11 protein-coding genes and 1 pseudogene are annotated in these 15,086 nt (G+C 61.0%); 4 read left to right on the top strand and 8 right to left on the bottom strand.

The window, feature by feature from the left end:
* The 5 genes and pseudogenes from ACIQC5_RS23185 to ACIQC5_RS23205 all read right to left on the bottom strand — a co-directional run.
* Positions 1–215, bottom strand: a pseudogene (locus tag ACIQC5_RS23185) (cupin); the annotation flags it as partial.
* Positions 216–226: 11 nt separating this feature from the next.
* On the bottom strand, positions 227–1,900 hold the full coding sequence (locus tag ACIQC5_RS23190; RefSeq protein ID WP_400287452.1) for a (2,3-dihydroxybenzoyl)adenylate synthase: 1,674 nt from the start codon (positions 1,898–1,900) through the stop codon (positions 227–229).
* Positions 1,900–3,933: an acetate--CoA ligase family protein gene (locus tag ACIQC5_RS23195; RefSeq protein WP_400287453.1), complete on the bottom strand. Its 2,034-nt coding sequence runs from the start codon at positions 3,931–3,933 to the stop codon at positions 1,900–1,902. Before ACIQC5_RS23195 ends, ACIQC5_RS23190 begins: the two co-directional genes overlap by 1 nt.
* Positions 3,926–5,500, bottom strand: a complete 1,575-nt coding sequence (locus ACIQC5_RS23200) for an FAD-dependent monooxygenase (RefSeq protein WP_400287454.1) — start codon at positions 5,498–5,500, stop codon at positions 3,926–3,928. Before ACIQC5_RS23200 ends, ACIQC5_RS23195 begins: the two co-directional genes overlap by 8 nt.
* 94 nt (positions 5,501–5,594) lie before the next feature.
* Positions 5,595–6,443 (bottom strand): PaaX family transcriptional regulator C-terminal domain-containing protein, encoded by an 849-nt coding sequence (locus ACIQC5_RS23205; RefSeq protein ID WP_400287455.1) that lies wholly within the window; start codon positions 6,441–6,443, stop codon positions 5,595–5,597.
* A 254-nt stretch (positions 6,444–6,697) separates the two neighbouring features.
* On the opposite strand from ACIQC5_RS23205, the gene ACIQC5_RS23210 reads away from it, so the two are divergent.
* From ACIQC5_RS23210 to ACIQC5_RS23225, 4 genes are all read left to right on the top strand, one after another.
* Positions 6,698–8,047 (top strand): MFS transporter, encoded by a 1,350-nt coding sequence (locus ACIQC5_RS23210; protein ID WP_400287456.1) that lies wholly within the window; start codon positions 6,698–6,700, stop codon positions 8,045–8,047.
* A 60-nt stretch (positions 8,048–8,107) separates the two neighbouring features.
* Positions 8,108–9,559, top strand: coding sequence for an aldehyde dehydrogenase (locus ACIQC5_RS23215; RefSeq protein ID WP_400287457.1), 1,452 nt, complete (start codon positions 8,108–8,110; stop codon positions 9,557–9,559).
* A 30-nt stretch (positions 9,560–9,589) separates the two neighbouring features.
* Positions 9,590–10,690, top strand: a complete 1,101-nt coding sequence (locus tag ACIQC5_RS23220; protein WP_400287458.1) for an NAD(P)-dependent alcohol dehydrogenase — start codon at positions 9,590–9,592, stop codon at positions 10,688–10,690.
* A 251-nt stretch (positions 10,691–10,941) separates the two neighbouring features.
* Positions 10,942–12,336, top strand: coding sequence for a transposase (locus tag ACIQC5_RS23225; protein ID WP_400287459.1), 1,395 nt, complete (start codon positions 10,942–10,944; stop codon positions 12,334–12,336).
* Positions 12,337–12,573: 237 nt separating this feature from the next.
* Here the strand turns inward: ACIQC5_RS23225 and ACIQC5_RS23230 are convergent, their stop codons facing one another.
* From ACIQC5_RS23230 to ACIQC5_RS23240, 3 genes are all read right to left on the bottom strand, one after another.
* Complete coding sequence (locus tag ACIQC5_RS23230; protein WP_400287460.1) at positions 12,574–13,020, bottom strand: NUDIX domain-containing protein; 447 nt, start codon at positions 13,018–13,020, stop codon at positions 12,574–12,576.
* The gene (locus ACIQC5_RS23235; RefSeq protein WP_400287461.1) at positions 13,017–14,453 is read right to left on the bottom strand and encodes an MFS transporter; all 1,437 of its coding nucleotides are present in this window, start codon (positions 14,451–14,453) and stop codon (positions 13,017–13,019) included. Before ACIQC5_RS23235 ends, ACIQC5_RS23230 begins: the two co-directional genes overlap by 4 nt.
* A gap of 109 nt (positions 14,454–14,562) precedes the next feature.
* Positions 14,563–15,084, bottom strand: coding sequence for a flavin reductase family protein (locus ACIQC5_RS23240; RefSeq protein ID WP_400287462.1), 522 nt, complete (start codon positions 15,082–15,084; stop codon positions 14,563–14,565).
* Positions 15,085–15,086 lie beyond the last annotated feature (2 nt).

A 15,086-nucleotide genomic window follows, 5' to 3' on the forward strand; every position in this document is an offset into this window, starting at 1 on the left:
GCCAGCGGGTACAAATCATTCCAACGCCACACATGGGCGACGGCTTTTGGGGTGGGGACCATCGGCATCAGGTCACCGATCTCCGTCCACAACGGCACCATGTTCCCCGCCGCGAAATCCATATACAGCTGCTCCAACTGGGCAGCTTCCTCCGGTGTCGGATCCGGCAGGGCGTGGCTGGCGGCCACAGACTCATGAGTCGTGTCCTCGATCATTGCTTTCCTCTCTACTTTGAGTGGGCGCTGGCAGAAGCCAGCCGTTCGGCGATATCGGCGCGCAGTTCCTTCTTGTTGATCTTGCCCACCTTGGTTGCTGGCAGTTCATCAACTACCACGAGGTGTTCCGGAATCTTGAAGGCTGCAACACCGGTATCACGCAGAAGAGTCTGGATCTGCTCCAGTGTCACTTCCGCTCCCGGCTTCACGGTGATGTAGAGGCACAGTTTTTCACCGAGTACTTCATCAGGCATCGCGATAGCAGCGGCCATAGTGATGTCCTCAATGCGGTACACCAGGCTTTCGATCTCCTCTGCGGAAATCTTTTCGCCGCCACGGTTGATCATGTCCTTGTCACGGCCTTGGACAACCAGGTTCCCGTCCGGTCGCCGTTCCACGATGTCGCCACTGGCGTACCAACCGTCATGAGTAAATGCCCGGGCATTGGCTTCGGGTGCACGGTAGTAGCCTCGGGGAGTGTAGGGCCCCCGGGTAAGGATGGAACCGGGGACCCCGTCGGGAAGGTCGTTGCCGGCCTCGTCTACGATCCGGACCTCGTCGGCTTCGGAGACTGGGCGCCCCTGCGTCGTGCAGATCGCGTCCTCGGGGTCGTCCAGGCGGGTGACATTGATGAGCCCCTCAGCCATGCCAAAGACTTGCTGCAGCGTGGCACCCAACACCGGCTTCACCTTCCGGGCAATTTCATCCGGCAACCGCGAGCCCCCTACCTGAATGACCTGGAGGCTCGCCAATTGCTGGCCACCGGTTTCCTCCTGATGCTCAATCCAGCGCTGGGCTACAGCCGGAACCGCTGTGGAGAGGGTGACGCCCTCCCGTTCGATTGCAGCGAAGGCCTTCCGCGGCTCAGGGGTGGGGAGCATCACTACGCGGCCGCCAGCGAACAGGATCCCCAGGATGCCCGGGCAGGCGAGCGGAAAATTGTGGCTGGCCGGAAGTGTGCCCAAGTACACAGTGTCTTCGGACACATTGGTCGGAACGGACGTGGCCTTGATGTTGTAGGCGTAGTCATTGTGGGTGCGGGTGATGAGCTTGGGGAGCCCAGTGGTGCCGCCGGAAAGAAGGAACAGGGCCGGCGCATCCGGGGACGGCGCTGAAGCATCCAGTCGCCTACGGGCGCCGGCCGGGTCAGCACCCGGTGCGAGAATCTCTTCCAGCCGCGCATTTGGAGGGTTTGCCGCGCCTGAGACAAGCACCATGTCCAGCGACGGAACGGAAGCTGCGAGTTCCTCCGCGAGTGCCTGGTGATCAAAGTCCTTGATGACGTCGGGCACTGCGATGGCCCGGGATTCCGAAAGTTCCGTAAGGAAGGACAGCTCGTACTTCCTGTGCGCGGGGAGGGCCATAACCGGAACAATGCCGGCCCTAAAGCAAGCAAGCGTCAGGATGGTGAACTGCCAGCCGTTGGGCAGCTGGATCATGATGCGGTCGTCTGCCTTGAGTCCCAGGTGGAGGAGTCGCTCAGCGGCAGCATCCATGCGGTTGCCGAGCTCCGAGTAACTGATCGAGACATCACCGTCCACCAAGGCGATCTTTTCCGGAAGGCGATCTGCGGTCTCATGGATGTAGCTGCCCAACGTCCGGTCTTCCCAGTAACCCTTACGACGGAACTCCGCAGCAAGGTCTGCAGGCCAGGCGACGGTGCCTTCGCTGGTGTGGCTGGTCATTAAATGTCCTCCTCGACATTGATAACTACTGCGTCCAGCGCTATGAGACCGCTATGGGTCAGGCGCAGGGGATTGATTTCAATTTCGGCGATTTCCCGGTTGGAAACCAGCGCGTCGCCCAGCTTGACCAACAGTTCTGCCAGCGCCGAGGTGTCCAGCATCGGGCCCGAGCGGAATCCGTACAAGAGTTCGCGCGCCAGGAGTTCAGAGGGCATGCCCTCCGCGGCACGCGTGGCCAACGGGGCGGAGCGTATGGCGATGTCAGCGAAGACCTCAGCCGCGGTTCCGCCGAGTCCCAGGACAACAATTGGTCCGAAAACCGGATCGCGTCGAACGCCCACTACGAGGTCCACACCCGAGGGGGCCATGGCTTCCACCAGGTACTCGCGGGCTCCGGCAGCCTCAAGCTGTTCCAAAGCGTGGTCCATGTCTTCAGCGGACTTGATCCCCAGATGCACGCCGCCGATTTCGGTCTTGTGAAGCACAGTGGCATCCAGCAACTTGACGGCCACAGGTCCACCAACGTCTCTCAGCGCCTGCTGGGCGGCGGTACGTGTGGTGCACACCCGCCGATCCGGTGTGGCAATACCCAAGGCATCCAGAAGTTCCTTGGAGCGGTTCTCGTCCCACGGGCCTTGGACGTCGGGCCATTCCAGCGAGTTTGCAGGCGCCTCTGCGCGCTGGAATTGCCCACGGGAGTCATTCACCAAGGCGGATATGCCGTGTGCAAGCGACGTAGGCCCGGTGATCAGGGGAAGCTCGTGCTGTTGTGCGGACTTGCGGGTACGTTCCAGGTCCCCGTCCGGTCCGTCGATGCCGATCACGAATGGCATGGTCCGGGCGGCTCCGGAGTTTGCCACAGCCAGGGGCAGATCGGCTACTGGTTCGGTCAGGCCGTAAACAGCAACGACGTCGATTGCCGGGTCCTGAGCCACGGCGGCAACGATCTTCTCGTAGCCGGGTCCGGGGCGTCCGGTGTCCACCGGATTAGCTTGGAAGGTAAGCGGTGGAAGAAGCCCACCGATGGTGTCTTGGCTGCTTTGCGACAGACGGGGCAGCGTGACGCCGGCAGTGTGGAGGGCATCAGCTATCAGCAGGCCCGGGCCGGCTTGTCCCGTGATGAGCCCTACGCCGGGGTCTGGCATAGGAGAAAGCCGCTGGCCCGCCAAGGCTGTTACGGCAGCAACCAGCTGGTTCTCATCCTCCACAATGACTGCACCGGCCTGCTTGAGGACTGAACGTGTGGTGCGCCAAGAGGTGGCCAAAGCACCTGTATGGGACTGGGCGAACTCCGAGACGTCGTTCCGGCCCACCACCAGTGCGACAACCGGCTTGACCGCGCTCAGGCGAGACACGGCATCTATCAGGGCAGGACCGTCCGAGACTGTTTCCAAGTGCAGGGCAACTGCCTTGGTCTGATCGTCGGTCAAGAGGTAGTCCAGAACGTCGGGCGCCGTGATATCCGTGCCGGCACCTATCCCGGCAGCCAGGCTGACGCCCGCCCCGGAACGCTGGAGATGGAATGCCAGCACGTGGTTGACCCCACCGCTGGCCGCAACCACGGCAACTGAACCCGGCTCCAGTTCAGCGACGCCGGGGACGAAGCTGGCCCGAAGGTTGCGGTGTGGGACAAAGAATCCGGAGGTATTAGGCCCAAGCAGCCGGATGCCGGTTTCCCGGACAGCGGCCTCAACTTGCAGGGCGAATTCGACGCCGGGACCGCCGGCTTCTGCGAATCCTCCGGCGCAGACCAGGGCGGCGGTGGCGCCGCTGGCGGCGCTGTCACGCAGGGCCTGTGCCGTGGCGGAGGCCGGTACGCAGAGAACTGCGAGATCCGGACCGCCCGGGATGGCTGCCGCGGCGTCGGCGATGGTGGTGTGCATGCCATTCTCACCCCGGCTGTTCACGAGTTCCACAGGAGCCGGGTAGGTGGACAGCGACTGCGCCATGACGGCGCCGAGCTTTTCCGGGCTGGACGAGGCGCCGACGACGATGATGCCCCGCGGTGCGAAAAGAGAGGAGAGACTATGCATTGGAAGCTCCCTCCGCGACAGCAGCTACAGCGTCAGCACGTCCGGAGAGGACCAGAGTCAGATTGGATGCCGGACCCCGGTCGTCCACGATCACGGTGGTCAGGCCGCGGCCAAGCCGGGCTTCTTCCGAGAGCAGGATGCGGGTGAACGGGTTGCCGCCGTGGATCACCACGGCAGCAGCATCGGCCGGCAGTTTCTCGAAAATTGCGGCCAGTCCTTCTTCATGGTCGGGCGCGGTGAGCAGGAGGCCGGTGTTGGCGTTCGTTTTCGCCGGGTCCGTGACCAAGGTGAGGTCGTCGTCGTCGTGCTTCAAGGCGAACTTGCCGTTCTGTTCGGTGAGCGCCAAAAGACGGCCATTGAAGCGCATGGAACCTGCCGTGAGAGGCGTTTCCAGGGGCGTATTCCCGTGACGATCAAGCCAGTCCTGTTCCGCTGATTCCACCAATCCCGGGTCGCGTTGACGGATCTTGTCGATGTCGATGCTGCGGGAGAAGAAGTGGAACGTGAACTGCGTGGGTTCAAAGGAGTTGTAGTAGCGCGAAAAGTGTTCCCACCAGCTCAGGCCGCCGCGGGCCTGGTTCTGGATCTTGGCCACCTGTGGCTGGCGTTCGGCTTCATAGTTGGTGAAGGCCAGCTCAAGGTCATCCTGGTGTGCCGCCACTTCACGAACCAGCGTGATGGCATCTTCCATGGCCATCTTGGTGCCGGAACCAACAGAGAAGTGCGCGGTGTGGACTGCATCGCCCAACAACACGACGTTGTCTTTGTGCCAGGTGCGCGTGCGGCGGGTGCGGAAATTGGCCCAGCGGGAGTTGTTTGCTACCAGCGGCTCACCTGCAATGTCCTCGGCGAAGAGCTTTTCCAGGAAACGCTGGGTCTTCAGGTCTGAAGGGCCCGGAGGCTGGCTGGCATCGAATTCATCCAGACCTGCCTTGCGCCAGGTTTCTTCATCCGTTTCCACGATGAACGTGCTCAGATCCTCGCTGATCGGGTAGGCATGGACGGCGAAATTGCCGAACTCACTTTGCCGGTGAACGAAGGTCAGGCCGCTGAATTTGTACGTGGTTCCGAACCAAATGAACTTGGCTGTGGCTGTTTCAGCGGAGTGACCGAGGCTTTCGCCGAGCTGTTCGCGGGTGGAAGAGTTTGCGCCGTCGGCGCCGACAATCAGATCAAAGTCGGACAACTGCTGGAGATCCGGGACGTACTGCCCAAAACGTGTATCGACGCCGACTTCGGCTGCCCGCTCCTGCATAAGCTTGAGGAGGGTTTTTCGGTAGATGGCGGCCATGCCATTGCCGGCGAAGGACTTCTGCTCGCCCTTGAGCCAGACTTCGATGTCTTCCCAATGGGTGCCATAGTCTCGCAGGCCATCGCGAACTACGGGGTCAGCGTCGTTGATGCGGTTCAGGGTGGCGTCGGAAAACACCACGCCGAACCCGAAAGCGTCAGTTGCCTGGTTGCGTTCGAACAGTACTACCTCAGCGTCGGGGACGGTCTGCTTGAACAAAGTTGAAAAGAACAGTCCGCCAGGACCGCCGCCAATGCAGGCTACGCGAAGTGCCATCGATGCCACCTTCTAAAAATTGGAATTCAGTGAGAGAGGTCTCACTACCAATTATGTAACCAATCTAAGCGGAGCGTCAAGCTTTTGTTACATATCAGCGAATGCCGACTTCTGCCGCAACCTCGCGGCCGGGGCCGATCTCGTGGCCAAGAGTGCTGGAGACGAAGTCCGTGGCGGCTGGACCCAACTGTCGGTGCACGGCCCCGAACAGGCGGTACGCCTCGCCGCTGGGCCAATTCTCGGGCTGGAGGTCGCGTGGGAGGTAGGGATCCCGGAAGAGGAAGCGTCGGTAGTCGCCGATGATGCGCATTCGCTCCAAGAGGGCCGTTTTGCCGTCCTTTGCGGCATTGACCGCTTGATTGTCCAACGTGCAGTAGGACTGAATGAAGTGCTCGTAGTCGTGGCCGAGCTGATCCAGGTCCCAGCAGCGGGTAGCCAGGTCCCTGTCCTCTTGGATGTTCCCTGTGCCGCACCAGAGGGCGTCGACTTTGGCCAAGGGATTTTCGATCCCGATTTGGCGGACTTCGGCCATGAGGTCATGAGGGCTCATCCAGGTTGATGGTGAGAGCTGGCCGAACCCGTGCCATGCGAGTTGCTTCCGGAGCTGCTCGCGAACCGCTCGTTCGGATTCCGGAACCTGGTAGATGGCCATGGTCCATCGGCCCTCCCACGCCTCGTCCCTGCGTCGGAAGATCCGCTCCCGGCCGTCGTCAAGTATCTCCAGCATGTGGGGTGTGAGTGAGTAGACGGTCTCGCGGCCGACGCGCCGGGTGGTGAACCAGCCCTCCTTCCGGAGCCGGGACAGGTTGACGCGCACCGTGGCTGCTTCAATGTCGAATACTGCCAGTAATGCGGTGATGTCTGCGAGCTTCACTTCACTGCCGGCATAGCGTAGGTAATCCCCGAAAAGATCCAGGATCACTGCTCTGGGTTTCCACTGCACGGGACTCTCCAAATCTGTGGGCCGCGCCAGTGGTGGCCGGCCTGAGTGATGTGCAACAAGTATAGGTACGAGCAACACTTGGGCGTTACGTGTCCGGTCAACATGAGATCCGGGTCGATGCTTGAAGAAACATGCAACAGTTATCTTGACGCGCAACGAGTTAATGTTACATTTGTTTGTGGGTCAGGTCACAGTAGACCGCCATCCCATCTCTGGAACCACCACAATGTCGTGTACTTCACCTGGAGCTCCAAATGGCTTTTCAATCGCCAGCCTCAACAACGGTTACCCCCCGCAAATCCGCGGCCGTCGTCATTTTTCTCTGCTTCCTCGCCATCGTTTTTGATGGTTATGATCTGGTCGTTTACGGTGCGATCGTTCCGAAACTCCTGGCTTACGAGCCATGGGGCCTTACCGCAGTGCAAACAGGTGCCATCGGCAGCTACGCGCTGGCAGGTATGTTCATCGGCGCCATCCTGATCGGCTATCTGACGGATATCGTTGGTCGCCGGAAGGTCATGATGGTCTCCATCGCTTCCTTCTCCCTGTTGATGCTCCTGACCGCGTGGGCTCCAACTCCCGAACTGTTTGGCCTCTTCCGCTTCCTGGCCGGCCTCGGCCTCGGTGGTGTGATTCCGACGGCTATCGCCTTGACAGTGGAGTTTTCAAAGTCGAACAGGCGCAACTTCAACAACGCACTGATGTTCTCTGGATACGCCGTGGGTGGCATCCTTGCTGCCCTGCTTTCCCTCGCCTTCCTGTCCACTTTGGGATTCCAGGGCATGCTTGCACTGGGTGGAATCCCGCTGGTTGCCGTAGTTCCATTGCTCTTCAAGCTCCTGCCGGAATCACCCGCTTTCCTTGCCGCTAAGGGCCACCGGAGTGAGGCCGAAAAGATCATCGCCGATTATGGCCTGGATCAACTGCCGCCGGAGCGTGCTGCCGGTGATGCACCGGCGAAGGGCAGGTTCCGCACACTTCTAACGGGCCGGTTGCTCGGAGCCATGATCCTCTTCTGCGTTGCCGGGATCTGCGGACAGACGCTGGTCTACGGCCTGAACACTTGGCTTCCCCAACTGATGGTCATCGCCAACTACTCGCTGGCCTCATCGTTGTCCTTCCTCCTGACCGTTAACATCGGGGCGGTGGTGGGCGTTCTCGTCTCTTCCCGCTTGGCTGACAAATTCGGGCCGCGGAATGTCACTGCGATTTCGTTTGCTTGTTCCGGCGTTGCGCTTGTCCTCATGGGTACCGGGATCATGCCGCTCGCGGTCATGTATTTCCTGGTGGGAGTGGTGGGCTTCGGCTCCGTCGGTGCCCAGATCCTCGTCAACGGATTTGTTGCTACGTACTTCTCCGGTGCCACCCGGGCCACCGCGTTGGGCATCACGTTGGGCATTGGACGTATCGGTGCCGTACTCGCCATCTCCGGTGGTGGCGTCCTGGTGGCAGCCTCACTGGGGAACTTCATCAACTTCTCCGTTTGGGCCATCGCCGCTGCCATAGGTGTGGTGGCCGTGCTGGCCGTGCCCAGGGCCCCTGCGGCGCAGGAACAGGGCGAAGGTTCGGCCCCCAGGTCAACAGATTCGACAATTCTTCACTAGTAGTGCCTTGCCACGGGCGGCGCCGCCGTCACAGACAGAACCCAACCAGAAGGAGTCATCTTGCAAACGCAACTCATCATTGACAACGAGCCCCGCAGCGGACGCGAAGGAAAGACGTTTGAACGGCGGCACCCGGTGACTGGAGCGTTGGTGACGGAAAGCGCAGCTGCCGGGGTCGACGATGCGCTCGATGCGGTGGAATCTGCGTCGAAAGCATTCACGTCCTGGTCCACCACCGGACCCAGCGAACGCCGTGCGGTGATGTTGAAAGCCGCCGAAATCATGGAGCGTCGCGGGCCCGAGTTCATCGAGACCATGATGTCCGAAGTTGGGGCCGCAGGACTTTGGGCTGGTTTCAACGTCTTCCTGACAGCCCAGCTTTTCCGTGAGGCAGCCGGCCTTGCCAGCCAGATCCAGGGCGAAACCCTCCCCACCGATAAGCCCGGAACCCTCTCCATGACCGTCCGCCAGCCCGCAGGCGTGGTTCTCAGCATGGCACCGTGGAATGGAGCAGGTGTCCTCGCCGCTCGCGCCATCGCCTACCCGATCGTCTGTGGAAACTCGGTCGTGTTCCGGGCCTCGGAGACCAGCCCGAAGACGCACGCCATCATTGCCGAGGTCCTGCATGAGGCGGGCCTTCCGGCCGGTGTCCTGAACTTCCTGACCAGCACCGCGGAGGACTCGGATCGTGTGGTGGAAGCCATCATCGCGCATCCGGCAGTCCGGCGAATCAACTTCACCGGATCCACCACGGTGGGGCGGATCATCGCTGAGAAGGCGGCCCGCTACCTAAAGCCGGTGCTGCTGGAACTCGGTGGCAAGGCTCCGTTCGTGGTCCTTGATGACGCCGACATTGATGGCGCCGTCAATGCTGCAGTGTTTGGGTCGTTCCTCTACCAAGGCCAGATCTGTATGTCCACCGAGCGTTTCGTGGTGGATGAGAAGATTGCCGATGAGTTCGTCGGAAAGTTCGCGGCTCGGGCAGCCCAGTTGGGCGCCGGAGATCCGCTCACTGACGAGACCTGCATCGTTGGCCCCATGATTCGGGAAGAATCCGGTACCCGCATCAACGGACTCATTGACGACGCACTGGCAAAGGGCGCTGAACTCGTAGTGGGGGAGCGCGCCAACGGCGCCTCCATGCCCGCCACTATTGTGGACAAGGTCAGCCCGGAGATGTCCATCTACGACCAGGAAACCTTCGGTCCCATCACCACGGTAGTCCGCGTCTCCGGCGTCGAAGAAGCGGTCCAGGTTGCCAACGACACCGAGTACGGGCTGGCAGCGGCAGTCTTCGGTAAGGACAGCACCCGGGCCCTGCAGGTTGCAATGCAGATTCAGGCAGGCCACGTGCACGTCAACGGTGCGACAGTGCAGAACGAAGCCCAAGCTCCTTACGGCGGCATGAAGAACAGTGGCTACGGCCGATTCGATGGGCGGGCAGTCATCAACGAGTTCACTGAGCTCAAATGGATCACGGTGGAGCAGTCCGACCAGCAGTACCCCTTCTAAAGCCAGCCCCGACGCAGAGAAAGACAGAGCATGCAGGTAACCGCAGCAGTGGCCAGAGCGCCGCACCAGCCGCTCAGTATTGAAGACCTCGAACTCGACGAACTCCGACCTAACGAAGTCCTGGTCAAAATGGTGGCATCAGGTGTGTGTCACACGGATGCGATTGTCCGCGACCAGGTGTACCCCACTCCGTTGCCCGCTGTCCTCGGGCATGAGGGTGCCGGAGTTGTTGAGCGGATCGGCAGTTCAGTAACCACTGTTCAGCCCGGCGACCACGTACTGCTCGCAGCTGCCTATTGCGGCAAATGCGATCGCTGCCGGTCTGGAGAGATGGCATACTGCGAAAACCTCTTCGCGGCGGATTTCGGTGGACGTCGACCTGACGGCACCACAGCGCTCAGCAAGGATGGAGAAGTAATCTCCTCACACTTCTTCGGCCAGTCCTCCTTCGCCACGTACGCCAACGTCGTGGAGGAGAGCGTGGTCAGGATTGGTGCGGATGTCCCGCTGGAGATTGTTGCTCCGCTGGGCTGCGGCATCCAGACGGGCGCCGGCGCAGTTCTGAATGAACTTAAGCCCCGGCTGAACAGCACGCTGGTGGTCATCGGGACCGGCGCCGTCGGTTCCGGTGCCATCATGGCCGGATCCGTTGCAGGCTGTGCTCGGATCATTGCTGTGGACATCCACACGTCCCGCCTCGATCTCGCCAAGGAACTTGGCGCAACGGATGTCATCAATACCGCTGAGCAGGACCTGACTGAGGAGATCCTTCGCCTCACTGACGGGCGTGGGGCTGACTACGTGGTGGACACAACGGCGCGTCCGGAATTGCTTCGCCAAGCGGCGGATGCCATCGCGCTGCGCGGAACCCTCGCACTGGTAGGTGCTGCCAAGCCCGGAACGGAAGTCACGTTCGAGATCGGCCTTTCGTTAGTCAAGGGGTGGACTTTCAAGACCATCATTCAGGGAAGCTCCGTGCCGCAGGTCTTCATCCCCAAGCTCATTGAGTTGTGGAAGGAAGGCAGGTTCCCCATGGACAAGCTGATGCAGAACTACACCTTGGACCAGATCAACCAGGGGTTCGACGACTCCGCCAAGGGGCACGTGATCAAGCCGGTCATTGTGTTCTAGGGGAACCTGAACTATCCGGGGCGGTGAATCACAAGTTCGCCGCCCCGGTGACAGGATTTTCATTGCCAGGGGTAATACAGATAGAAGCGGACGACGGCGGGTGGACACCCGCCGTCGTCCGCTCTGCTCGCTGATATGAGTTGAGTTAGCCTTCCCAAACGCCTCCGGAGATGTCAGGACGGGTGTATCAGGTTCCTTTCAGGGGGCCGCGGTTCTTCCGTTGCTTCCTTCTGGTTTCGGAGGTGGTTGGTGTGAGTGTTCAGTCTGTTCTGCCTGGTGGCGTGCCTGTTGTGGTCGCTGTTGATGTCGGGAAGACCGCGGTGGCTTTGTCGGTCACCGATGCGGGTCGGCACCGTTTGTTGGGCCCGGTGGATTTCCAGATGACCGGTCCCGGTGTGGAAGCAGTGCTGGCGCTTATTCGCTCTCGGCTGGCCGGGTCCAATGTGCCGGTGAGAGTAGGGATCGAAGCCGCAGGGCATTACCATCGGCCGCTGCTGTCTGGGTCCGTATGGCCTGCAGGATGGCAGGTGCTCGAGCTCAACCCCGCGCACGTGGCAGAGCAGAGACGGGTACAGGGACGCCGAAGAATCAAAACTGATGCCCTGGACCTGGAAGCGATCACCGAATTGGTGCTGGCAGGCCGTGGCATACCTGTCATCCCTTATGCGACCGTGATCGGTGAACTTGGTGCATGGGCGGCCCACAGGACCCGCCGGGTGCTGACCCGGACGGCGACAAAGAATCAGTTGCTGGGCCAGTTGGACCGGGCCTTCCCAGGGCTGACGCTGGCTCTGCCGGATGTGCTCGGAACCAAGGTGGGAAGGCTCATCGCGGCCGAATTTGCTGACCCGAAGCGGCTCGCGGCGCTGGGTGCTGGCCGCTTCGTGCGGTTCGCCGCCAACCGGGGCCTGCAAGTGCGCCGCCCTCTGGCTGAGCGGCTGGTCCAAGCCACCAACGACGCACTAAAGACGACCGACGCTGCGGTGGCACGGGAGGTTCTTGCTGCTGATCTGCTGCTGTTGGAAGAACTCAGCTCACAAATCACCGCGGCCGAGGCCCAGTTCGCCAGGTTATTGCCGCTGAGTCCGTTCGCGACCCTGACGACAACACCTGGGTGGGGTTTGGTCCGGGCCGGGAACTACGGAGAAGCTTTGGGAGACCCTGCCCGTTGGCCTGGCCCGTCCCAGATTTACCGGGCCTCTGGATTATCTCCGGCCCAGTACGAATCGGCCGGCAAACGGCGCGACGGCACGATCAGCAGGGAAGGCAGCGTGGCCCTGCGTCGGGCCCTGATCGACCTTGGTATCGGGTTATGGCTGGCCGACAACCCCAGCCGGGCGTACGCCGCCAGCCTGAAGGAACGGGGCAAACAGGGCGGAATCATTGCCTGCGCGATGGCCCACCGGGCCAACAAGATCGCCTACGCCATGGTCCGGGACCACGCAGCCTACGACCCCTCCCGCTTGCCGAGCCGGTCACAGATCATTTCTGCGCGGCCCCTGCAAGACCCGAGGTCAACGAATCGAAAGGGGTTTACCACCCGTCCTTCACAACACAGAACAGCGGTGAGACGCTGGAACCGACGAAGGACCGGACCAGACACCGACCTCGCTATGGCGGACACCTACACGTTACGCCGGGACTAGCATGGTGCCCGGTCCTTCGCCCCGACTCCACAGCCCGAACGACGCCAGATGACCCGGGGGGCCCAACGCCTCGAGGTCGCATAAGTCAGCGTGGACGCGGACCGGAAACAACGCCGGCCCAGCCACCCAAACCGCTCCCACACACCCCCAACACCCTCCGAGACAGGGCGTGCATCATTGTGCCCAAACGCGAGGTTGACAAGACCCATAGCCAGCTAGGCCCTGCCCGTCATGGGTTCAGATGACGTAGCCGTTGGCTTGGAGGATGGTGTCCAGCCAGGGGACGCGGTTGGTGAAGCGTTTGGTTTTGCTTGGGGGAGTCCATCGGTAGGTGTCGTGTTCCCAGTCGATCCTTAGGCGGCGCTTGTTTGTGAGCGCCACGTAGGTGTGGATTCTCCAGGCTTGGTTTCGTGCGTCGTTGATGACTAAGTCGGGTCCCTCACGCAGGCTGTGAAGGTCTTCGGTGCGGAGACCTGCTTCTTCGAAAAGTTCGTCGATGACTTGTTGGTGTGCCGGCGTTTCTTCTTCTACATACCCGGTGATGCAGTGCCATAAGCCTTGATCGTGGCTGAGGAGATGACTTCGTCTGAACAGTGCTATTTTTCCCCGCCATTGCAAGACGACGGCCACCACGGTCCTTGACCGCGGAATGGCAGGACACACTTCCCTGGATTGTTGGCTCACTTAGAATCCTCGGGGTGGCGGCGCATCAGCGCGAAGGAGATGATGGCCGCGAGCACCATGAAACCTGATGCCCATTGAAAGGCGACCACATAGCCAGCAACGGCTGCAGCGGGACCCGCCTGACCCTGGGCTGCAGTTGCGGCGGCACCCGCGGCAAGGGAACTGAGAAGGGCGGTTCCTACAGCCCCTCCCACTTGTTGCGAAGTATTGACTACGGCCGATGCGATACCAAGGTCTTTTGGTTGCACGCCATCAGTGGCGAGCACCATGGAGCAGGTAAAGGCAGTGCCCGTGCCAAGCCCGATCAAGAGGCTCGCAGGGAGCACTACAGTTGGGTAGGTATTTTCGGTCGTAATCCCGGTTAGCCATAGTAGGCCCGCGCCGCTGACTAAGTAGCCCGTTCCCATGAGCATTTGTGCAGGGATCCTGCGCATGAGCCTGGGGCCGGCAAAGCTGGAACCGAGGATCAGGCAGAGTACTACCGGGAGGAAAGCTATACCGCACCACAGGGGTGTGAAGCCAAGAGTTGACTGCAGATAATAGGACAGAAGTAGGAACTGGGTGAAGAGAACGGCTGACGCCAAAGCTCCGCTGAGATATGCAGAACCGCGGTTGCGGTTCAGGAGCACGTGCAGGGGAAGCAGTGGAGATTGGACGCGGCTTTCTGTGATGGCGAAGGCCGTTATCAGGACGAGAGCGGCAACGATTGAGCTGACGGTGGAAACGTGTCCCCAGCCCATGGTTTCGGCTCTGCTGAATCCAAACACTAGGCCTGCCAGGCCGGCTGAGACCATCAGGAGTCCGGAGAGATCCAGTCGATCCGCTTGGGCTTGAGCACGGGCTTCTTTCATGTAAATGATCCTGCCGGCGAGTGCCGCTGCGGCGAAGAACGCGTTCACCAATAGGGTCCACCGCCAGGATGTGAATTCTGTGAGGCTGCCCCCGAGGAGCATGCCGATGCCACCACCGGCGCCGGCCACCGCGCTGAATACGCCAACAGCTCTCGTCCGTTCACGCCCCTTGGCGAAGGTGAGCGAAAGTAGGGTTAGGGCCGCCGGGGCGAGAATTGCTGCGCAGGCACCCTGCGCAACACGTGCAGCAATGAGGAACTCAATCGTGGGGGCAAGGCCTCCGAGCACCGAAGCCGCCCCGAATCCCAGCAGCCCGATGGTGAATGTGCGTCCATGCCCCCAGCGGTCAGATAGGCGTCCGCCCAGGAGTAGCAACGCACCAAATGTGAGGCTGTATGAGGTGATGACCCATTGACGGCCATCGTCGCTGAACCCAAGATCCTGTTGGGCCTGCGGCAGGGAGACGTTCATGATCGAAGCATCGAAGACCACCATCAGCTGGGCAAGGGAAATAACGACCAGCGCTATCCAGCGACGCTTAGTGGCGGGATCGGTGGTGAGTGTTCCTGATATTTCGGTCATGTAGGCGTCTCCGGGAGGATGTGACTGCGTTTTCTGGACCTAGGGGTGTAGATAAGGTGTGTCTCCCAACTGCGATGACGCTGAGCAGTCGGGAGACACACACACTGGTTTAGTCCGTGGTCTGCAGGTGCCGGTACTGCCCCTTGAAGAACAAGAGCGGTTCGGCTTGACCCGCATCAGCGCTGATGAGTTCGTTGACAGCGCCCACAACTATGAAGTGGTCGCCAGCTTCGTACTCAGCGTGAATGGTGCAATCGATCCAGATCAGGCTGTCTGCCAGGATCGGATTTCCACTGGAGGTCGGCTTCCAAGTGATGCCAGCCCACTTGTCTGTTCCAGAGCGGGCAAATTGGTTTGCGATCGAGTGCTGGTGGTGGGCCAGCACGTTGACGGCGAATTTCCCGGTACTGCGAATCCGCGGGTAAGTGGTTGAAGTCTTCATGACACTGAATGAAATCAGCGGTGGTTCGACGGAGACGCTGTAGAAGGATTGGCAGGTGAATCCCAGGGGCTCGCCGTAGTCGTCGCCTGTGACAATGGTCAGCCCCGATGCGTAGTGTCCCAAGGTGTCACGGAAGCGGCGTGCGTCGATGCTGGATGACTGTTCGGCGAGCTGTGAAGGAGTGTTCATCG

Origin of the sequence: Paenarthrobacter sp. NPDC092416 (assembly GCF_044755025.1) — a bacterium.
In the GTDB taxonomy this organism is placed as follows: Bacteria; Actinomycetota; Actinomycetes; order Actinomycetales; family Micrococcaceae; genus Arthrobacter.